The sequence below is a fragment of the Pseudomonas wenzhouensis genome, assembly GCF_021029445.1.
GTDB classification, from domain to species: Bacteria; Pseudomonadota; Gammaproteobacteria; order Pseudomonadales; family Pseudomonadaceae; genus Aquipseudomonas; species Aquipseudomonas wenzhouensis.
In genome coordinates this window covers 2,883,050-2,902,162 of record NZ_CP072610.1, presented here as the reverse complement: position 1 = coordinate 2,902,162, position 19,113 = coordinate 2,883,050, and the positions used below count along the sequence as shown (strand labels likewise).

The window sequence follows — 19,113 nt, the reverse complement described above, 5'->3', positions numbered from 1 at the left end:
AGAGTGAAGCAAGCCTGCCTATATCGGCAGCCGGGCCGTCGCAGAGCAAACGTCTAACACCTGTTTGGACAGTCAGCAGTAAGTTCTCACCTGCACAAAGTTTGGGTTTTTTCAGGCACGGGCGACGCTGGAGGTACTCATAACCAAGGAGCCAGCCATGAACCTTTTGAGCAAACTTGTCAGCCTGTTTACATCCATCGTGCAGCCAGTCAAACCGGCGTACACGACCATCATCTATCCCATCCAGGGAAAAGCGGTAGTGGTGCACGACGGCCTGGGGATACGCCATGAGCCGCGCTGGCAACATAGCCTGGAGCCGCTGCTGCAAGCGGTTGCTGATACCAGTTCGCCTTTTGGTAGCCTTATCGCGGATAACCCCTTCTGGAGCGATTCCGCCATTCATTTGGATGTCGGTGATTCACTGTCGAATTTGTCCGCTGTCGATATTTCTATGGCTGACTCAATTCAATGGGTTAATCCTGCCAATGGATTGCCCTCGTTGGATGGCTGCATCGACATCATGGGGAATCCGATGGGTATGGATTCAACGTTTGGTGACTGCTGGAGTGATTATTCCGGCTGCTCAAGTTTTGACTTTGGTTGAACCGCTGATTGGTATCTGGAAAGAGAGGTGGAAATCATGTCGATACTGGGCTTTGCGGTGCTTTTCATTCTGAGTTTTGCTATCGGAATCTCCTGGCTGGCTCTGAGCGTTGATGCTCGCCTTGGGCGGAGCGGTCAGGCGTATCAATTACCCTTGCCGTTTGATGTTCTGGGTTATGAGCGATTCCAGAAGCGTCGCACAGGCATTCGGCCAGTAGGGGTGGTAGCAGGGGGAATGCTGTTGTTCTTTGCGGCCGTGGGAGCTGTTGTATTAGGACGTCTGGCCAGCATGCCACCCGATACGGCAGCACCAGTTTTTCACGCTTATGCCTGGTTGCCGACTGTCTGGCAGCCGCTTATGGCTGTGGGACCAATAGCATTTGTCATAAGTGCGGCGCTGGGAATGTTTTGCCTCGGCAAGGGGCTCGATGCGATAGGGCGCTGATGGCGTTGCCGTTTGTCATCCGATTTGGCAACAGGCTGATGCTAAGTAGTCTGATTACCCCATAGCTGTTCGGCTGCGTTGCCAAATCACCTCCATTTTGGCAACGGTGACCGTGTTTATCAGCTTCAGCAAAAGGATCATTCTTGATGAAATTTTGCGTCTCATTCGTTCGTAACTGCCTTGGCGCCGGGCAGATCGTCGCCCTTTTGGCTGGGTGTGCCTCTGATCCATCGATACCCTTTGAGCAACTGCAAGATCCGTTGACCACGCCCAGGGAAAAATGGTCAGACGCCATGGTGGTGGCAGATGCCATGCGATTGAGCGGGCTTCGTGATATTCCGCGGGAAGTCGCGGAGGCGCATGGCGCAACGAGCTCGTCCAGCGCCAGTGTGCAAGGGGCTGCAGGTGATGCAGTCAGCGCGGGTATCGGCTATGCATCGCCCCCTACGGGCTTTAGCAGTGGGGCGGCCTTGGGTGTCGGGGTCGGGCTCATGCTAATCGGTGGCGGTGGTGGCGGACCTGCCAATATGACCCAGGTTGCTGCTTGGGTTCCCAGTGACAAGGCCGCGACCCCTGAAGAGGCTGCCGCGTATGCGCATAAGGTCTATGAAGACGTGAGGGCCGAGCTGTTTGCGAAGCGCTCAAACGTCAAGAGCCAAGTCGGACGATACGCAATGGGGTCTAGCCGAAGCTTCGCGACATTGGCGGATATCGCCAAGGGGCGGCCTGTTGAGTTCGACCTGGAGGCGAGCCAGTCCCCCTCGTTTATCGAGGCCCCTGAGTCATATGGGCCAATCTATATCCGTGAAACCCAGTTCATGGTGGATGCCATAAAGAACGACCTTACCTGGACTGAAGCCATACGCATGACTTCAGAGAGGCTGCCGGCCTGGTTCTATATCTACCAGCCCGGTCAGAAGCTGCGCAGAAATTCGAGGCCAACGGTTATCTACAGCCAGGGACGGGCGATGTATTTCATCGGGCGGTAGGTAATTGCGATGTCCTCATAGACAGCTGAGCGATCTCGAACCTTTGGGGTTGACAGTACGGCGTGATCTCTCGTGCACAAGTTTAGGTGGCGATTGATTGCATGCTGGGCGCACCACTCGTCTGGAGATACCTCATGAGTGGTGGAGGTTAAGCCATTCTTGATGGCAAAATAATGGCGCCAAAATTTTATCGGATCTCGATTTGTGAAACTTACAGGCCCAATCCTAGGGCTGCTTAAGGAGTTTATATGAAGAAAGTATTCTTCCTGTTTGCAGGAATGTTATTTAGTTCGATGGCTTTTTCTGATCCGGCTTTGTTTGAAATGAGGCTGGGTGGAACTACAGAGTCAGAGCTCAAGTCCGTTTACAGTGCTCAGCTCTTGGGAGTTAGCAAGTATAGTGGCGGGAATACGTACTCGGTGCCGGTTGCTGAGGTGAATTTCGAAGGATTGCAGAAAGTTACTGCGGTTTTCGATAAGGGAGGGGTTTTAGTAGCGGTTTTTACCGTTTTTCCAAAGACTAAGTTTGACTATTTGAATCGTGCATTAGACGATAAATACAAGCTGATCTCGCAAAAAAATCCTCATGTCGGCAATAAGTCAGCAAAGTATCGAGAAGGCAAAACAGATATTTTGATTGAGGCGCCTCATATGAGTTTTGAAATGTATATGAGCTATGCGAGGGACGAATTTACTCAGGCATATAATGAAGTTGTTCAGTCAGAGGCGCGTGAGAAGCAGAGTAGGGAATCGTCTCAGCTTTGATGTTTGCTCTTGCTTTTAAATTATATTAATTTTCTGGGTTGGTAATTATGTTTCGTTCAGTCTTCGTTGTTGTTCTTTTAAGCTTGGTTGTAGGTTGTACGACTTTTGAAACTGTTAAGCCTGATAGCGTTGAGGGTATGGAGATTTTGAAGTTTGAAGCGCCGGCTAATGGTGCAGCTCTTTACGTATATCGTGACCGTGGTAGTCACTACGGTGGATTTGAGATGATTTTGGATGTGAATGAGGTTGAGGTTTCGTTGGCGCCTTCATGTTTTAAGCGTGTTGAACTATCTCCTGGGTCCTATCGTCTCAATGCGAATCATCCGGATTTGCTTGGTGGTGAGCAAAAGTTAGAGCTTGTTGTGGCTGTAGGTGATGTACGAGTTTTGGAGTTTAAGCCAATCTCGCGTTTTGCCATTCCTGGAGAGTCTAAATTGATTCCTAGGACGGTAGAGGAAGCTCGTGCTGCTATAAGCGCACAGACGCTTTGTATGCAGAGCACAAGCCGTATTTAATCGTTCTCAATACATCGCGCGCGAAGATTTTAAATCTTAACGCGCGTTGCTATTGGCAGCTTTCTAGAATCTGCCATTCACTTATGTGGCGGCTGGCTTATAAGGCGGCTGTGAAAAGTCTTTGTGGCAGACTAACGGGTATTTTTGGTGCCTTGGGAGCGTCTCCCAGGGCACTCTTTATGTTTACAGCGGGATACCGTCGGCGTACTTGGTGGTCAGCAGCATCGCCAGCACGCTGGGGCTGGCCAGGCTCTTCTCGATCAGTTGCGCCGGCTTGTCGGCGGTGACTGGAGCCCTTTCACAGGCCTTGCAGGCATAGGTCTTGCGGACATGACGGATCACCCGCACCTGCATTGGGATGATCTCCAGCTGCTCGCTGGTCTCTTCACCGATGACCTGTTTGCAGGCTCCGCAGGCGCAGGTCAGTTCGTGCTCGGGCAGTTCATGGATGACGTCGACGCGCGGCAGATTGGCCGGCAGTGGCTTGCGCTTGCCACGACGCTTGACCGGCGCAACGACTTCTTCGGCTTCGGCTTCGGCTTCGGCTTCGGCTTCGCTTGGCGCGTCGGCTGCGTCGATCAGCTCTTCGGCCTCGTTGAACATGGCCAACTGCGGTGAGTCAGCATCTTCAGGGCTGCGCTCAGACTTGGGCGAGAACAGTTTGTGGCGCAGCAGGGCGTTCTCTTCCTGCAATTGCAGAATCAGAGCCTTGAGCAGGACGAGGTCGTCGGGAAGGTTGTCGGCGCCAAATTTCATGGCGCCGGATTATACCGGCTCAGGCCACGAAGCGTGGCGTCAGAACCTGATGCGGACGGTTACGCCACAGGTCGATGCCGTCGAGTAGCCAGTTCAGCTCGTCGACCGTCAGTTCGATGGCCTCGTCGCCAGCATCAGGTTTGGTCTTGAAACGCTCGGCTTCCAGACGCTTGAGCCACAGGCAGAAGCCGTTGCGTTCCCAGTAGAGAATCTTGACCTGACTGCGGGTGCGATTAAGGAACACGAACAGCACGGGGTTGAACACTTCCACCTTGATGTCCAACTCGACCAGGGCGGCCAGGCCGTTGATGGATTTGCGGAAGTCGACGGGCTTTGGGTAGAGGTAGACTTTTTGCACCTTGGCGTCGGGACGCATCATGGCGGGGCTCCACAGGGAAAAACAGGGAGCCCAGCATCCGGAAACGGATAGTTCAGTTGAAGGTGGGGTTTATGGAGCGCTTACATCGTTCTGGAGTCATGGCTTGGCCTGTTACTGAGCCCCGCCAGGGTAGTCGGGGTTGGATGAGGTGGTGTCCCGCTCCGACACTGGGACGAAGCTTATTCTTCAGTGTTGAATATGTTCTCGGTGAAGGAAACTGGGCGCGATCGAAAAATTCTTTGCCCTCTACAAAGAAAATCTTTGTGGGAAGACCTCGTCCCAGGTGATCGGATTGAGGCAAACTCTTCATCAATGGTTTGGCCAGCGTATTTGCTCTGGTTTAGGCGAAATGCCCTTTTCAAAGCAGGGGCTATTTATTGCGGGAGCAGGGTATGCAAGAGCAAAATTTTAAAAGTCGCGATGCCATTCTCAAACGACTCGCTCGGGTGGAGGGGCAGATACGGGGTATTCAGGCAATGATCCGTCGAGGTGACGAATGCGAGGGTATTGCTCAACAGTTCAGTGCAGCACGTAAGGCCCTAGACAAGGCCTACCAACAGATGCTGGTGTGTTTGGCCGAGGATGCCATTCTCAGCCCTGATCATAGCAACAGTGAAAAACTGGCTCAGGTGCGCGACATCTTTACAAAGTACACCTGAGGCATCTTGCATAGGTCTCTCTCATTTTTTCTGCAGATATAACCAGCGGTGATTCTGCTGAAAAGATGCTTCCTAATGGTGTGATTATCAGGCTTCTTGCTTTGAATGGGCTAAGGTGTTCGCGATAGTGCTGTTGCGTTGTTACCTGGGTGCGGCAATAGGCCTACATACCCCCGGGGGTTTGCTGGGCTACACTAGAATCTGTACGAAAAGTCGCAGAACGTAGGTCAGGCGATACGAATGGTGACTCCGTAAAAACGGGTGTGGAACGGATCGGGCTCGCACCAGAGTTTACAATCGGCAGATGAGCATTCCGAACCCATTTTCAATGAAGCATCACCGAGCACAGGCACTTTTCGTACAGAGCCTAGATCGCGTAAGCAAAGGCTGTGCCTAGCTTCGTTACCCCGTCCCTTCCACTTACAGGGCATGCTCAGATGGAATTAGACCCGCTTTTCCTTTCCCGGCTGCAATTTGCATTTGTAGTCTGCTTTCATGCGATTTTTCCCGTATTTACCATCGGCTTGGCCTCTTTTATTGCATTTCTAGAAGGTATGTCCTTCCGTACCGGTGACCCTGCCTGGGAGCGCCTGTCGAAGTTCTGGATTCAGGTGTTTGCTGTGGTGTTCGGCATGGGTGTGGTCTCTGGCATCGTCATGGCCTTCCAGTTCGGCACCAACTGGAGCAATTTCTCGTATGCTGCATCGAACTTCCTCGGCCCGGTGCTGAGCTATGAAGTGATTACGGCCTTTTTCCTTGAGGCGGCCTTCCTTGGCGTGCTGCTCTTTGGTCGCGGCAAGGTGCCTCAGGGCATGCATCTGCTGTCTGCCTGCATGGTGGCGTTGGGCACTTTTATTTCGTCGTTCTGGATTCTCTCTGCCAATAGTTGGATGCAGACTCCTGTGGGTAGCGAACTGCGTGACGGTATGATCCATGTGCTTTCTTGGTCAGAGGCGCTGTTCAGCCCATCCTTCCCCTATCGCTTCATGCACATGGCCCTGGCTTCCTTCCTGACCGGTGCCTTTGTGGTGGCCGGGGTCAGTGCCTGGTATCTGCTGCGCCAGCGTGAAGTGGATCTGAACCGCAAGGCGCTGTCGGTGAGCCTGTGGCTGATCCTGCTGATTGCCCCGACCCAGGCAGTGGTAGGGGATTACCACGGCCTAAATACCCTAGAACATCAGCCAACCAAGGTTGCGGCGATGGAGGGCAACTGGCAGCGTGGATCCGGCGTGCCGCTGCTGCTGTTCGCCTGGCCTGATCAAGAGGCGCAGACCAACCACTTCGAGATTGCTATCCCCAAGCTGGCCAGCTTTATCCTGACCCACGACTGGGAAGGTGAGCTGCCGGGTATCGCCGAGGTGCCGTACGAAGAACAGCCGCCGGTGTGGATCGTGTTTTGGTCGTTCCGGGTGATGGTCGGTATCGGTCTGCTGATGATCGCCTTCGGCTTGACCGGCTTGGTATTGCGCCGAGGTGGCCGCTACTGGCGAACCCCCTGGTTCCTCAATGGCATGCGCTGGATGAGCATCACGCCTTTCCTGGCAGTGCTGGCCGGTTGGGTGGTGACCGAAGCGGGGAGGGCGCCCTGGTTGATCTATGGGGTGATGACCCATGCCGAGGGCCTGACGCCCTCGCTGACCGGGGGCATGGCGCTGTTTACCCTGATCGGTTACATCCTGGTTTATGCCGTGGTCTTTAGTGCCGGCCTGTATTACCTGATGCGCGTGCTGCAGGACGGTCTGGAAGAAGACCTGAGCGCCGAGGCAACCCATGAGGTGGAGCGGGCATCGCGTCCGCTATCGGCAACCCACGTACGTCTGGAACAGGGGGAGCACTGATATGGTGCCGTTTGATCTTTCCATGATTTGGGCGGTGATCATCGCCTTCGGCATCATCATGTATGTGCTGATGGATGGCTTCGACCTGGGGGTGGGTATTCTGTTTCCCTTCGCCCCGGACGAGCAGGCCCGCGATGTGATGATGAACTCGGTGGCACCTGTCTGGGACGGTAACGAGACCTGGCTGGTGCTCGGCGGCGCTGGGCTGCTAGCGGCCTTTCCGCTGGTTTACTCGGTGCTGCTGCCAGCCATGTATATCGGTGTCTTCCTGCTGCTGGCGGGTCTGATTTTCCGCGGCGTGGCTTTCGAGTTCCGCTTCAAGGCCAATACCTCGCGCTACCTCTGGAACTGGGCCTTTGCTGGTGGCTCGATTGTCGCCTCCTTTGCCCAGGGTGCTGTGGTGGGGGCCTATATTCAGGGCTTCAATACCGAAGGCTTGGTGTACGTGGGTGGCCCCCTGGATTGGCTCACGCCCTTTACGGTACTCACCGGCCTGGGGCTTCTGGCCGGTTATGCGCTGCTAGGTTGTACTTGGCTGATCATGAAGTCTGAAGGCTATATCCAGGACTGGGCCTATAAGTTGGCCCCCAAGCTGCTGACCGCCGTGCTGACAGTGTTTGTTGCCATCAGCGTCTGGACTCCCTGGGTCGATCCGTCCGCCTACGCCCGCTGGTTCTCGTCCATCGGTCTGATCTGGATATTCCCGCTGCTGGCCGGTTTGTGTGCGCTGCAGATTTTCCGCAGCCTGCGCAAGCGTCGTGAGGCCATGCCCTTTATGGCGACCATGGGGTTGTTTGTCTTCACCTATCTGGGCCTGTTGGTAACCAAGTGGCCCTATATCATCCCGCCCAACCACACCATCTGGGATGCAGCCTCGGCGCCGGAATCGCAGCTGTTCCTGCTGCTGGGCCTGTTGTTTGTTATCCCCATCGTGCTGACCTATACCGCCTGGACCTACTGGGTATTCCGCGGCAAGGTGCGGGCGGGTGAAGGCTATCACTGACCGCGCGCGTAAACAGCGCAGCCGTCGCTGGCTGGCCCGCCACCAGCGAGCGGTACGCCCCCTACTGCTGGGGGCCGTAGCGGCGGGCCTGCTGGGAGCACTGGCGATTATCCTGCAGATGGGCCTGATGGCCGCTCTGGTGCACGCTCTGTTGATGAAGGCCGCCGCGCCGGCCAGCCTCTGGCCGATGATGTTTTGGCTGGTACTGGCGGTGTTGTTGCGGGTGGTGGCCCAGGCCGTGCAGGAGCGCCTGGGCCAGTATGCCAGTGCCCGTGTGCGGCAGCGGGTACGCGCTGAGCTCAGTGCCCTTTGGGCCAGGCTCGGGCCGGTGCGCCTGGCAGCTCAGCCCAGTGCCAGCCTGAGTAACCAGTGGGTCGAGCAGGTGGACGCCCTGGATGGTTTTTATGCCCGCTACCTGCCGCAGCAATGGCTGGCCCTGCTGGTGCCTTTGTGCCTGTTGGCCGTGGTGTTCTGGCTCGACTGGCTGGCGGCCTTATTTCTCCTGTTCGCCGCGCCGCTGATTCCATTGTTTATGGCTCTGGTGGGGATGAGTGCGGAGCGCATCAGCCAGCGTCATGTACTTCAGGCTGGGCGTCTGGCCGGACAGTTTCTCGACCGGGTACGTAACCTCACCAGCCTGCAGCTGTTCGGCCAGGTTGGACGCTCGATTGCCAGTGTCGAGCAGGCTACCCAGCGTTATCGATCCATCACCATGGAGACGCTGCGCGTGGCGTTCCTGTCCTCGGCGGTGCTGGAGTTCTTTGCCTCGGTGGCCATTGCCTTGGTGGCCATGTATATCGGTTTCGGTCTGCTTGGCTATATCAGCTATGGCCCTTCGCCTGCGCTAAGCCTGTTCAGTGGCCTGTTTATCCTGCTGCTGGCCCCCGAGTTCTTTCAGCCGCTGCGCAGCCTAGCCCAGCATTACCACGACCGCGCAGCGGCCCTGGCGGCGGCCGATACCCTGGCCGAACTGGAAGGACTGGAGGCGCCCGCCACTAAGCTGCCGGCTGAGCTACGGACCGGGGACTGCGTGGGTATTCATGTGCAGGGGCTGAGTCTTGGCTATGTCGGGCGTGGCTCTATTCTGCGCGGGCTTGATCTGCATGTGGCGGCGGGGGAGGTGATTGCCCTGGTCGGCCCCTCGGGCTCGGGCAAGTCGAGCATGCTGCATTGCCTGGCCGGCTTTGTGCAGCCGGATGCCGGCACTATCAGCATCTTTGGCCATACCCCCGGTGCGCAGCCGCTGGCCTGGATGGGGCAGCGGCCGTTTTTGATCAAGGGCAGCTGGGCCGAAAATTTGCGCCTGACCGCTCCGGATGCGCAGCCAGCCGCCATGCATCAGGCACTGGCCGCGGTTGGCTTGGTTGAGCTGCTGACGGCTCAACCCAGTGGTCTGGACAGCCCGCTGGGTGAGGGTGGGCGTGGGCTTTCCGGAGGCCAGGCCCAGCGCCTGGCCCTGGCCCGGGTGTGGCTGAGCGATTCGCCGCTGCTGTTGCTCGACGAGCCCACCGCCAGCCTCGATGAACAGAGCGAAGCGGAAGTGGTCGAGGCCCTGAAGGGCCTGGCCGCCGCCGGTCGCACCCTGATCATGGCCACCCATCACCCGGCTCTGATAGGCATGGCCGATCGGGTGCTGCGCCTGAGCAACGGGAGCCTGACCGATGCGTGAGTTATGGCCCTGGCTGCAGCATATGCGCCAATGGCGTGGCCGGCTGCTGGTGGGCGCGCTGCTGATGTTGCTGACTGTGCTCAGCGCCATTGGTTTGCTGGCTCTGTCGGGCTGGTTTATCACTGCAACTGGGGTCACCGCATTGCTCTGGGCTGCAGGGGAGAAGGTGCTGTTCGATATCTATGTGCCGGGTGGCGGTATCCGCTTTTTTGCCCTGTCGCGCACCCTAGCTCGCTACTGCGAACGGGTGTTCAACCATAACACGGTACTTGGCTTGCTGGCGGATCTGCGCGTGCGTCACTTCAGCGCCCTGGCGCAGCTGGATGGTGCCACCCTGGGGCAGCTGCGGGCCGCCCAGTGGCTTAATCGCCTAACCGCCGATATCGATGCCCTGGACACCCTCTACCTGCGCCTACTGGCACCTCCGGCCGTGGCGCTGTTAGCGATTGGGCTGGTCTGCGCCTTGCTGGCGCTGGCGCACCCTGGGCTAGCGTTGACCCTGCTGCTACTCCTGCTGTCGCTGTTACTGCTGGTGACGGTTGGTATGGCCGTGGCCGGATTGCGCCTGAGTGCCAGGCGTGTCGAGCAGCTTGATGGCTTACGCGTGAAGTGCATCGAGCAGTTACAGGGGCTAGCTGAACTGTCGGCCGCCGCGTGCCTGGGGCTGCATCGGCAAGCCCTGCTGGAACGAAGCCAGCAACTGCTGGATGAACAGCTGACCTTGCAGGGGCGTGTGTTACTGGCCCAGTCATTGGTGCTGTTCGGTGTGCTGGGGGCGAGTCTGCTGGGTCTGTTTGCCGGGGTTTTTGCTTATCAGGAGGGGCTGCTCAGCGGGCCGTTTGTGGTGCTGATTGCCCTGGCATTGATGGCCCTTAACGAAGCTTTTGCGTCGTTGCCGGCGGCGTTTGGCCAATGGGGGGGCACCTGTGCAGCGGCGGCCCGCCTTAACCAGCAGGTGGCCCTGGCCGGACGCCTGCACAGCCCAGATAAACCGGATCCCATTCCTGAGAAAATCAGCCTAAGCTGGCAGGCGGTTGAAGTCGATCATGCCGGCATTGCCCAGCTCGATCTGCACCTGTCCGCCGGTGAGCGCCTTGCTGTAGTCGGGCCTTCAGGCTGCGGCAAATCTACCCTGGCGGCGCTGGCCGCGCGTCTGATTGACCCGGATTCCGGCCAGGTCAGCGTGGCGGGTATCCCCTTGCCCCGGTTCGATCTGGACGCCTGGCGTAGCCAGGTGGCCTACCTGACTCAGGAAACCGAGCTGTTGCATGGCAGCATCGCCGATAACCTGCTGCTGGGTAACCCAAATGCCAGTGATGAACAACTTTGGCAGGTTCTACAGATGGTTGCCCTGGCCGATACGGTGGAAGGCTTTGCCGCTGGCCTGAATACCTGGGTCGGGGAGAGCGGTAGGCAGTTGTCCGGTGGCGAAGGACGACGCCTTGCCCTAGCTAGGGTGCTGCTTCGCACTGTGCCTGTGGTGATCCTTGACGAGCCCTTTTCTGGCCTCGATCAGGTCACCCGCGAGCGCATCAAACCAGGCCTCGATACCTGGCTGCAGGGGCGCACGGTGTTGCTGCTCGGTCATAGTGCCGACGCATTGCCTACGGCTGATCGACTGCTGCGCTGGCATCAACTGGAGAGCAGGCATGTGTTGCTCTAATTATGGAGAAGATGTTTACGCTCGATCTAGGTGGTGGCTCATACAAGAACTTCGGACATTATGTCGCGGCTGCGTTACTGGGCACGGGGCAGCATAAAGTCTAGGATGAGCAATATACCCACGGGGGTATTGTGTGGTTAGTTACAGCAACTGGTCTGACTGACGCCACCGCATCTTTTTCTGATCAAGGAGAAACACATGAAAAAATTACTAACAGCTATTGCCTTGTCTGGTCTCACCACCATGGCCATGGCCGAAACCCAAGCGGTAACAGTCATAGTCAGTGACGCAAGCAATATGACCCAGGGTATGGCCATGGTACTGGCCAACCAGATGCAGGCGCAGGGGGCTCAGGTGGATATTCTGCTTTGCGACCAGGCGGGTGCTCTGGCGCTCAAGGAGGCAGGAGGTGAAGCCCTGAAACCCAATGATGTGACTCCGGCGCAACTGCTAAATGCCGCCATGCAAAAAGGTGCCACTGCGTCGGTCTGTGCGCTCTATTTGCCCAACACCGGTTATACCCAGGCGCAACTCAAGGAGGGTGTCTCAGTCGCCAAGCCTGACGCCATGGCAAGCGCCATGCTTGAAAAGCAGCGCAAGGTATTCAGCTTTTAACCAAGCTTGAGCACTTCAGCAGCCGGCTCAACCTGAAAGTAGTCGCCCTTAACCCTTATTTAGGCTAAGGGCGTCCATTTTTACTATTCCAGAAGGCTACGCAGCATCCATGCTGTTTTCTCATGAACTTCAATTCGCTGGGTGAGTAGATCAGCAGTCGGCTGATCATCTGCAGCATCGACCAGAGGGAACATCTTGCGTGCGGTTCGTGCGGTTGCCTCGTGAGCTGTGACTAAGTGCCGAACCATATCGTTAGACTTCGGCACTCCCTCAACTTCAGCAATAGACGCGAGTTGGATAAATGCTTTGTAGGTACCCGGTGCGGGATGCCCGAGTGCACGAATGCGTTCCGCAATCATGTCCAGAGCATTCCATTGCTCGGTATATTGCGTCATAAACATCTGATGCAGTCCGTTGAATTGTGGTCCGGTTACATTCCAGTGAAAGTTATGGGTCATCAAATATAAGGTGTAGCTGTCAGCCAGCAGCCCAGATAGGCCGTGCGCAATTTTCTCACGGTCACAGGCACTAATACCTATATTAATGGGCATTGATTCATTGGTTTCTATAGTCATTCTCTTTCCTGGTAAATGTGAGTTGACTCAGCACAACAATATACTTGGCCGTAGCAAGATCGGCAGAGTGACGAAGGGGGCGGCTATCAGGTTTCAGGCGAGCTAACAACTTTTCGTGAAAAGAAAATCTGAGACTTACTATCACTTTGATAGGCCGAGTCGACTTGAGAAGACGGCCCGGCAGTAGGTCTATTTCTTGACCGGGCAGGTCTTGATGCCAAGCAGAGTGTAAGCCGGGCACCACCCGAGTAGGCCGGTGGCCAATGGCAGGACACCGATCCAAGCCCATACTGGGCCGCCAAAGAATGTCCAGACGATCAGCGCGATACCAACCACGATTCGAGCAATCTTGTCGATGCCGCCAACGTTTGATTTCATGATGTATTTCCTCTATGTTTGATGGTTATTTTGGTGCCGACGTTATGGGCGGTACATCTTTTCCGGGTTCATCTTCGGACTCCACGGCAGACCGGAGTTTTGCCAGCCGTTCTGCAAACGAAAGCCTGAATGTGCGCCTTCCTTAATTGCCGAGCCCTGAAATCCATTGATTACATAACGAGCATTGGGAAAACCGTTCTCACGGAGAAAAGCCGCACTTGGTTCGCCCCGTTCGCTGCCGGAGCGACACATGGTGATGATCTCGGCATTCTCATCGAGGCCTCGTTTTTTCAACTCGGCACGGATTTCGGTAATGAAGTTTGGGTTTTGCGCGATTTTGTAAGTGCCACGCTGTTCGTCCCAGGCGCTGCGGTCAACCAGAAGGTAGGGAACATTGATATGCACGGCGTCGGTGAAGCCGACGAACATGATCTCAACTGGGTCGCGGACGTCGACGAACAGAACTTTGGCGTCAGCCTGCTGGACTCGAGCATGTACCTCATGGGCGGTGACGCCAATATCAGCGGCCTGCGCAGTAAGAGCGAGCAAGCTCAATGCAGTAGATAGCAACAATCGTTTCATTTATTTCTTCCTCTCAGTCAAAGGTCGGCAGGCTAGGTGTAGTCACGTCCTTGCCGGCAGCGAACCAAGCATCAAAACCACCCTCGATTGATTGCACCTGTAGGTAGCCCATATCGTGCAAGGAACAAGCAGCCAAGGCTGCCCGGCCACTCGTTTTGCAGTACAGCACAATCTTCATGTCACGAGCTGATAGCTTCGGATCGTTGCTCAGTTTGAATTCCAGTAAGCCGCGCGGAATGTTTATCGCGCCAGGTATGTGTCCTGCGTGGAACTCGTCAGCCTCTCGTACGTCTAGCAGAACGTCTGCTTCGTGGATTGCGGCGTCAGCGGCATCAATGTTGATTTCGTGGATGCGGGCCTTGGCTTCGGTGACCAAGTCATGCGCACTTTTCATGGGGTTTTCCTTGTGAACTGAACGGTTGAATCTGCTCTGTATGAGCCTTGCCCAAGTGTCTCAAAAGCGATCTGTGGGGCTAGGGCTTTTAGGGCCTGGAACTGGCTGATAAATACCTGGCCGCCAAACTGCTCGAGAAAACTGGAGCGGCGCAATTGATCCATCACCGGGCCCTTGACCTCTGATAGGTGCAACTGCACACCTGCCGTATGCAAGCGTTCGACTATGGCTTCCAGCGACTCCAAGGCACTAGCGTCGATCAGGTTGACCCCGGAGCACATCAGCACCAGATGGCGAACCTGGGGGCGGCTTGCGATCAGTTCGCCAATACGGTCCTCCAGGTAGCGGGCGTTGGGGAAGTACAGGCTCTCGTCGACCCGCAGCGACAGCACGCTGGGAGACTCGATGACGGCGAAGCGTTCGACATTGCGAAAATGCTCACTACCCGGTACCTGGCCGACCACTGCCATATGGGGCTGGCTGGTGCGCCAGAGAAATAGCAGCAGCGAGAGCGCCACACCTATCAGGATGCCGGCTTCCACGCCAATTAGCAGCACGCCGAGCAGGGTGGCCAGCTGCGCAGTGCCGTCCTGGCGCGAGTAGCGCCAGGTGCGGCGCAGCGAGCTCGGGTCGACCAGGCTAAGCACCGCGACGATGATGGTGGCGGCAAGTACGGCCTGGGGCAGGTTGTGCAGCAGCGGGGTCAGGAGCATTACGCTCAGGGCTATGCCGGCGGCGGTAAAGACCCCGGCCATGGGCGTCTGCGCGCCGGCATCATGGTTGACCACCGAACGGGCAAAGCCGCCAGTAACCGGGAAGCCACCGCTGAAGGCAGCGCCGAGGTTGGCAGCGCCGAGGCCGAGCAGCTCATTATCCGGCTCGATGCGCTGGCGGCGTTTGGCGGCCAGAGTCTGGCCAACCGAGACCGATTCTACAAAGCCCACGAGGCTGATTAGTACCGCTGCCGGCAGCAGTTGCAGGGCCAGGTTCAGGTCGAGCGTGGGCAGGGTCAGGCCGGGCAGGCCCTGGGGAATGGCGCCGACCACCCTGACTCCAAGCTGGTCCAGCTGCAGTAAGGTGACGGCGACTATGGCCGCCACTATTGCCAGCACCGGCCCGGCCTTGGCCAGGTTGCCAGCGCTCTGTGCCGATAGCCCTAGGCGCTGCAGCAGCGCCTTCAGCCGGGCCCTTGACCACCACAGCCAGGCCAGGCTGAGCAGGCCGATCAGCAGGGTGGGCCAATGGCTTTTCGGCAGGTTCTGCCAGAGCTGCGGCAGGATTTGCGGCAGGCTTTCCCCGGAGGCCGATACCCCCAGTAGATGCTTGAGCTGGCCTACGGCAATCAGAATGCCCGAGGCACTGATAAAGCCGGAAACCACCGGATGGCTGAGGAAGTTGGCGAGAAAGCCTAGGCGCAATACCGCCATCAGTGCGAGCAGCAAGCCGGACATTAGGGCCAGCAACATGGCCGCGCCGATATACTCGGCACTGCCAGCAGGAAATAGCGGGGCCAGTGATGCTGCGGTCATCAGCGAGACTACGGCCACGGGTCCGACCGCCAGGGTGCGGCTGGAGCCGAACAGGGCATAGGCCAGCAGTGGCACTATGCTGGCATACAGGCCCGTTACCGGCGGCAGCCCGGCAAGCATGGCGTAGGCCAGGCTCTGGGGAATCAGCATCAGTGTCACGATCAGTGCCGCCAGACCGTCCTGGGCGGCGCTGCTGCGGTCGTAACTTTGGCTCCAGTCGAGGCATGGCAGCCAGCGGCTTAGTTTCATTGGCCGGCGTCCTTCTCGAAGTTGCAGGCCGCTGTGGCTTCCACCGGCATGGGTTCATGGGGTAGGTGCTTGGGTTCTGCCAGCCACTCGCGGCCACGCAACATCATGTCGAAGTAGATACTCGGCATCATCTTCACCTTCAGCTCCCAGGCCAGGCGACGCGGCACAGCGGGATCAAGTGGGAAGGTGGGCAAAAGCGTGCCGCCGTAGCCGAATTCGGCCAGTACCACCTTGCCGCGCTCAACAGTGAGCGGGCAGGAGCCATACCCATCATAGAGGGCACGTGGCCCTTTGCCGGTCAGCACGGCGATCACGTTCTCGGCCACCACCGGGGCCTGTTTGCGAACTGCCGCTGCCGTTTTCGCATTGGGTGCGGCGCACACATCGCCCAGGCTGAAGATGTTGCCGTAGCGCGGGTGGCGCAGGGTTTCATGGTCGGCCTCAACCCAGCCGTCGACATTGGCCAGAGGGCTTTGGCGTATAAAGTCCGGTGCATGCTGAGATGGCACGGCATGAAGAAAGTCGAAGTCTTTTTCGATGATCTGGCTGTTGCCGGCCGCATTGACTTGTTTGAACCAGGCTTTTTGTGCAGGGCCATCCACTGCCGTAAGGGTGGTGTTGAAATTGAGACGGGCGTTGTAGCGCTCGACATATTTCATGAGCGGCGGCACGAAGGTCGGTACGCCGAATAGCACGGCGCCGGCCGAGGAGAACTCCACCTCGATATCCTTCAGCACGCCTTCTTTGCGCCACCAGTCGCAGGACAGGTACAGCGCTTTTTGCGGAGCACCGGCGCACTTAATCGGCATCGGTGGTTGGGTGAACAGGGCGAGACCGCGGCGCAGGTTCTGCACCAGTTGCCAAGTATAGGGGGCAAGTTCGAACTGGTAGTTGGAGGTGACGCCGTTCTTGCCTAGGGTCGCCTTGAGGCCCTCGACCGCATCCCAGTCCAGGCTCAAGCCTGGGCATACCACCAGGGCGCGGTACCCAATGCGGTTGCCATCTTCAAGCACGATGCATTGCTTCTCGGGCTCAAAGCCAGCCACAGCTGCTCGAATCCATTGCGCTCCATTGGGGATGCAACGAGCCATTGCGCGTTCTGTGCGGGCGCGTTCAAAAATACCAGCCCCCACCAACGTCCAACCAGGCTGGTAGTAATGCTGGTCGCGGGGTTCAACCACGGCAATGCGCAGCTCTGGCGATCGGCGCAACAAGCTGGCGGTGACCGCACAACCTGCCGCACCGCCGCCCACCACTACGACGTCGTAGCGTTGGGTGGCTGATGCGCTGCTCTGCGGCTGGCTGACGGGCGCTTGCTGCCAACGCTGTTCAAGGCGTGGGGCCAAGCCGCTGAGGTCGTAGCCATTGCCCCGCGCAGTATTGAGTAGTACCAGCGGGTCAAGATGATGTGCCTCGCTCAACGCCCACAGGCTTGTGGAACGGGTGCCGGTGCGACAGAAGGCCAGAACCGGGCCACGAACCTGGTTGAGCAGCGCGGTAAACGCGGCGATGTTTTCATCGCTGATCTGCCCGGAAAGCACCGGCAAGTAATGGTACTGCAGCCCACTGGCCAAGGCTGCCGCTTGCATCTCGGCGGAGCTGGGCTGGTTTTCCCCTTCAGCGTCAGGACGGTTGTTGATTACGCATCGAAAGCCGGCAGCGGCCAGGGTGCCCATGTCCGCTGGCTGCAATTGCGCGGCTACGGCGATAAATGGGCTCAGGTGCTTTAGGGTATCCATGGGCAGTTCCTCAGAGCACGTCGAGGGGGATTTTCAGGTAACGGGTCCCGTTGTCCTCGGCGGGAGGCAATTGGCCGGCGCGCATGTTCACTTGCACTGACGGAAGAATCAGGGTCGGCATGCCCAGGGTGGCATCACGGGCGCTGCGCATGGCAACAAAGTCAGCCTCGCTGATGCCTTCATGCACATGCACGTTCAGCTCGCGTTGTTCAGCAACGCTGGTTTGGTAGCGGAAGTCATCACGCCCCGGTGCCTTGTAGTCGTGGCACATAAACAGGCGCGTTGTGTCGGGCAGGGTAAACAGCTTGCGAATCGACTGAAACAACGTGCGCGCATCACCCCCGGGGAAATCGCAACGTGCGGTGCCGTAGTCGGGCATGAACAGGGTATCGCCGACAAAGCCGGCATCACCGATCAAGTAGGTCATGCACGCCGGGGTATGGCCCGGGGTATGGATGACGCGGGCCTCAATACTGCCCAGATTGAAGGTATCTCCATCCTTGAACAGGTGATCGAACTGACGGCCGTCGGTAGCAAATTCGGCGTCGGCGTTGAACAGCTTGCCAAAGGTGTCTTGAACTATGGTGATGTTTTCGCCGATGGCCAGCGTCCCGCCCAGTTCGCGTTTCAGGTAGGGAGCAGCGGAGAGGTGGTCAGCGTGTACATGGGTTTCCAACAGCCAGTCCACCTGCAGTTGCTGCTCGCGCACATAGGCAATCAGGCGATCCGCGCTCTTGTAGGAAGTACGCCCCGCGGCGGGATCGTAGTCGAGTACCGAGTCGATGATGGCGCAGTGCTTGCTCGCCAGGTCGGTCACGACGTAGCTGTAGGTGTAAGTTGCTGGGTCGAAAAAAGCTTCTACATGAGGCTGCATGATTACACTCCGGAGCTATACCCGTGGGGGTATTCATTTAAGCTAGAGCGTAACTGTTATTTGGTTCTATGCTTAGAATAAAAAAGAATATAAAGAAGTGATGATCTTGCGACTCGCAATAAATATCTGTAACTGATTGATATGTAATGACTTATCTGGCTGCTAGGCGAAAGTCGCGGGAGGCGTGATGGCTGATTTATGGATGTTTGTCGGGGCGCTGGTGGTTGTCTATCTGGTACCGGGCCCAGATATGGTGCTGATGTTGCAGACTGCGGCTACCCAAGGGCGTGCTCATGCCATGGCTGTTGCCGCTGGCCTGGGATTGGCCAGAGGCGCGCATGTGCTGATAGCTGCGTTGGGGCTGGGGGCGTTGCTCAAGTCTTCGCCCGAGATCTTCGAGGTGCTGCGCCTTATGGGCGCCGCCTATCTGGTCTGGCTGGCTATCAGGATCTTTCGGGCGCCGTCACTGATAGCAGCATGCCCTGTAGGAAACAGCCGCAGTGATGTGCAACTCTGGCGCGCTTCATTGTGTAAGGGATTGATCACCAACATAAGCAACCCCAAGGCACTACTGTTCTGCTCGGTTCTATTACCGCAGTTCATTCGCCCGGAGGAGAGCGCAGTCGCCGGGCAATTTGCCCTTCTCGGTATCGTGCTGGTATTCACGGGGCTGTGCTTCGATTTGCTATACGCCTCTGCAGGCGCCGCGCTCAGCCGCTGGCTGGCACAGCGACCACTGGCCCAAACCCTCCAGCGCTGGCTGTTTGCGTCCATTCTGATTGGCTTCGGTGTACGAATGGCTCTGGCGGGACGGGCCTAGGGGGCTGTGCGAGAGCAGACACACCTACTGCGGAAACCCCGAGTTTTAATTATTCCGCTCATTTTTGTTGATTTG

At 57.5% G+C, this 19,113-nt stretch carries 20 protein-coding genes and 1 pseudogene; 12 read left to right on the top strand and 9 right to left on the bottom strand.

The features are described from left to right. The first annotated feature begins 157 nt into the window (after positions 1–157). From J7655_RS13315 to J7655_RS13295, 5 genes are all read left to right on the top strand, one after another. Positions 158–604 (top strand): hypothetical protein, encoded by a 447-nt coding sequence (locus J7655_RS13315; RefSeq protein WP_230924856.1) that lies wholly within the window; start codon positions 158–160, stop codon positions 602–604. A gap of 36 nt (positions 605–640) precedes the next feature. After that, positions 641–1,048, top strand: coding sequence for a hypothetical protein (locus tag J7655_RS13310; protein WP_230924855.1), 408 nt, complete (start codon positions 641–643; stop codon positions 1,046–1,048). Positions 1,049–1,194: 146 nt separating this feature from the next. Then, a complete protein-coding gene (locus J7655_RS13305) occupies positions 1,195–2,037 on the top strand; it encodes a hypothetical protein (RefSeq protein WP_230924854.1) in 843 nt (280 codons plus the stop codon). A 248-nt stretch (positions 2,038–2,285) separates the two neighbouring features. Further along, entirely contained in the window at positions 2,286–2,801 is a 516-nt protein-coding gene (locus J7655_RS13300; protein WP_230924853.1) for a hypothetical protein, read from the top strand. A gap of 47 nt (positions 2,802–2,848) precedes the next feature. Next, complete coding sequence (locus tag J7655_RS13295) at positions 2,849–3,316, top strand: hypothetical protein (protein ID WP_230924852.1); 468 nt, start codon at positions 2,849–2,851, stop codon at positions 3,314–3,316. A 186-nt stretch (positions 3,317–3,502) separates the two neighbouring features. Here the strand turns inward: J7655_RS13295 and J7655_RS13290 are convergent. Next, positions 3,503–4,072: pseudogene (locus J7655_RS13290) on the bottom strand (transposase domain-containing protein); the annotation flags it as partial. Positions 4,073–4,091: 19 nt separating this feature from the next. Then, positions 4,092–4,451: an IS66 family insertion sequence element accessory protein TnpB gene (gene tnpB / locus J7655_RS13285; RefSeq protein WP_058151328.1), complete on the bottom strand. Its 360-nt coding sequence runs from the start codon at positions 4,449–4,451 to the stop codon at positions 4,092–4,094. A gap of 392 nt (positions 4,452–4,843) precedes the next feature. On the opposite strand from tnpB, the gene J7655_RS13280 reads away from it, so the two are divergent. The 6 genes from J7655_RS13280 to J7655_RS13255 all read left to right on the top strand — a co-directional run bounded on the left by J7655_RS13280 (position 4,844) and on the right by J7655_RS13255 (position 11,898). Then, positions 4,844–5,110, top strand: coding sequence for a metal-sensing transcriptional repressor (locus J7655_RS13280; protein ID WP_083431603.1), 267 nt, complete (start codon positions 4,844–4,846; stop codon positions 5,108–5,110). A 437-nt stretch (positions 5,111–5,547) separates the two neighbouring features. After that, complete coding sequence (locus J7655_RS13275) at positions 5,548–6,948, top strand: cytochrome ubiquinol oxidase subunit I (protein ID WP_230927724.1); 1,401 nt, start codon at positions 5,548–5,550, stop codon at positions 6,946–6,948. Position 6,949: 1 nt separating this feature from the next. Next, entirely contained in the window at positions 6,950–7,951 is a 1,002-nt protein-coding gene (gene cydB / locus J7655_RS13270) for a cytochrome d ubiquinol oxidase subunit II (protein ID WP_074915894.1), read from the top strand. Beyond that, positions 7,935–9,620 (top strand): thiol reductant ABC exporter subunit CydD, encoded by a 1,686-nt coding sequence (cydD, locus tag J7655_RS13265; RefSeq protein ID WP_230924851.1) that lies wholly within the window; start codon positions 7,935–7,937, stop codon positions 9,618–9,620. The genes cydB and cydD overlap by 17 nt, the downstream gene beginning before the upstream one ends. Continuing rightward, positions 9,613–11,283, top strand: coding sequence for a thiol reductant ABC exporter subunit CydC (gene cydC / locus J7655_RS13260; protein ID WP_230924850.1), 1,671 nt, complete (start codon positions 9,613–9,615; stop codon positions 11,281–11,283). Before cydD ends, cydC begins: the two co-directional genes overlap by 8 nt. A 198-nt stretch (positions 11,284–11,481) precedes the next feature. Then, positions 11,482–11,898, top strand: a complete 417-nt coding sequence (locus tag J7655_RS13255) for a DsrE family protein (RefSeq protein WP_074915891.1) — start codon at positions 11,482–11,484, stop codon at positions 11,896–11,898. Between the two features lie 83 nt (positions 11,899–11,981). Here J7655_RS13255 and J7655_RS13250 read toward each other — a convergent pair whose 3' ends face one another. From J7655_RS13250 to J7655_RS13220, 7 genes are all read right to left on the bottom strand, one after another. Then, on the bottom strand, positions 11,982–12,449 hold the full coding sequence (locus J7655_RS13250) for a Dps family protein (RefSeq protein ID WP_275948867.1): 468 nt from the start codon (positions 12,447–12,449) through the stop codon (positions 11,982–11,984). A 213-nt stretch (positions 12,450–12,662) separates the two neighbouring features. Beyond that, positions 12,663–12,851 (bottom strand): YgaP family membrane protein, encoded by a 189-nt coding sequence (locus tag J7655_RS13245; RefSeq protein WP_179572903.1) that lies wholly within the window; start codon positions 12,849–12,851, stop codon positions 12,663–12,665. 42 nt (positions 12,852–12,893) lie between these two features. Beyond that, on the bottom strand, positions 12,894–13,433 hold the full coding sequence (locus J7655_RS13240) for a rhodanese-like domain-containing protein (RefSeq protein WP_179572904.1): 540 nt from the start codon (positions 13,431–13,433) through the stop codon (positions 12,894–12,896). Positions 13,434–13,446: 13 nt separating this feature from the next. Then, entirely contained in the window at positions 13,447–13,827 is a 381-nt protein-coding gene (locus J7655_RS13235; RefSeq protein ID WP_230924849.1) for a rhodanese-like domain-containing protein, read from the bottom strand. Further along, positions 13,824–15,605 carry a SulP family inorganic anion transporter gene (locus J7655_RS13230; protein ID WP_230924848.1) on the bottom strand — a complete coding sequence of 594 codons (1,782 nt, stop codon included), beginning with the start codon at positions 15,603–15,605 and terminating at the stop codon, positions 13,824–13,826. Before J7655_RS13230 ends, J7655_RS13235 begins: the two co-directional genes overlap by 4 nt. Then, on the bottom strand, positions 15,602–17,344 hold the full coding sequence (locus J7655_RS13225; protein WP_074915882.1) for a bifunctional protein tyrosine phosphatase family protein/NAD(P)/FAD-dependent oxidoreductase: 1,743 nt from the start codon (positions 17,342–17,344) through the stop codon (positions 15,602–15,604). The genes J7655_RS13230 and J7655_RS13225 overlap by 4 nt, the downstream gene beginning before the upstream one ends. A 10-nt stretch (positions 17,345–17,354) precedes the next feature. Continuing rightward, a complete protein-coding gene (locus J7655_RS13220; RefSeq protein WP_074915880.1) occupies positions 17,355–18,218 on the bottom strand; it encodes an MBL fold metallo-hydrolase in 864 nt (287 codons plus the stop codon). Positions 18,219–18,405: 187 nt separating this feature from the next. On the opposite strand from J7655_RS13220, the gene J7655_RS13215 reads away from it, so the two are divergent. Continuing rightward, a complete protein-coding gene (locus J7655_RS13215) occupies positions 18,406–19,038 on the top strand; it encodes a LysE family translocator (protein WP_074915879.1) in 633 nt (210 codons plus the stop codon). Positions 19,039–19,113 lie beyond the last annotated feature (75 nt).

Bases quoted from the DNA above. Each gene is read 5' to 3' on its own strand.
- J7655_RS13225 (WP_074915882.1), bottom strand. From the start codon at position 17,344: ATGGATACCCTAAAGCACCTGAGCCCATTTATCGCCGTAGCCGCGCAA.
- J7655_RS13235 (WP_230924849.1), bottom strand. From the start codon at position 13,827: ATGAAAAGTGCGCATGACTTGGTCACCGAAGCCAAGGCCCGCATCCAC.
- J7655_RS13230 (WP_230924848.1), bottom strand. From the start codon at position 15,605: ATGAAACTAAGCCGCTGGCTGCCATGCCTCGACTGGAGCCAAAGTTAC.
- J7655_RS13245 (WP_179572903.1), bottom strand. From the start codon at position 12,851: ATGAAATCAAACGTTGGCGGCATCGACAAGATTGCTCGAATCGTGGTT.
- tnpB (WP_058151328.1), bottom strand. From the start codon at position 4,451: ATGATGCGTCCCGACGCCAAGGTGCAAAAAGTCTACCTCTACCCAAAG.
- J7655_RS13250 (WP_275948867.1), bottom strand. From the start codon at position 12,449: ATGCCCATTAATATAGGTATTAGTGCCTGTGACCGTGAGAAAATTGCG.
- J7655_RS13275 (WP_230927724.1), top strand. From the start codon at position 5,548: ATGGAATTAGACCCGCTTTTCCTTTCCCGGCTGCAATTTGCATTTGTA.
- J7655_RS13240 (WP_179572904.1), bottom strand. From the start codon at position 13,433: ATGAAACGATTGTTGCTATCTACTGCATTGAGCTTGCTCGCTCTTACT.
- J7655_RS13315 (WP_230924856.1), top strand. From the start codon at position 158: ATGAACCTTTTGAGCAAACTTGTCAGCCTGTTTACATCCATCGTGCAG.
- J7655_RS13215 (WP_074915879.1), top strand. From the start codon at position 18,406: ATGGCTGATTTATGGATGTTTGTCGGGGCGCTGGTGGTTGTCTATCTG.
- J7655_RS13300 (WP_230924853.1), top strand. From the start codon at position 2,286: ATGAAGAAAGTATTCTTCCTGTTTGCAGGAATGTTATTTAGTTCGATG.
- J7655_RS13255 (WP_074915891.1), top strand. From the start codon at position 11,482: ATGAAAAAATTACTAACAGCTATTGCCTTGTCTGGTCTCACCACCATG.
- J7655_RS13310 (WP_230924855.1), top strand. From the start codon at position 641: ATGTCGATACTGGGCTTTGCGGTGCTTTTCATTCTGAGTTTTGCTATC.
- cydC (WP_230924850.1), top strand. From the start codon at position 9,613: ATGCGTGAGTTATGGCCCTGGCTGCAGCATATGCGCCAATGGCGTGGC.
- J7655_RS13295 (WP_230924852.1), top strand. From the start codon at position 2,849: ATGTTTCGTTCAGTCTTCGTTGTTGTTCTTTTAAGCTTGGTTGTAGGT.
- J7655_RS13305 (WP_230924854.1), top strand. From the start codon at position 1,195: ATGAAATTTTGCGTCTCATTCGTTCGTAACTGCCTTGGCGCCGGGCAG.
- cydB (WP_074915894.1), top strand. From the start codon at position 6,950: ATGGTGCCGTTTGATCTTTCCATGATTTGGGCGGTGATCATCGCCTTC.
- J7655_RS13280 (WP_083431603.1), top strand. From the start codon at position 4,844: ATGCAAGAGCAAAATTTTAAAAGTCGCGATGCCATTCTCAAACGACTC.
- J7655_RS13220 (WP_074915880.1), bottom strand. From the start codon at position 18,218: ATGCAGCCTCATGTAGAAGCTTTTTTCGACCCAGCAACTTACACCTAC.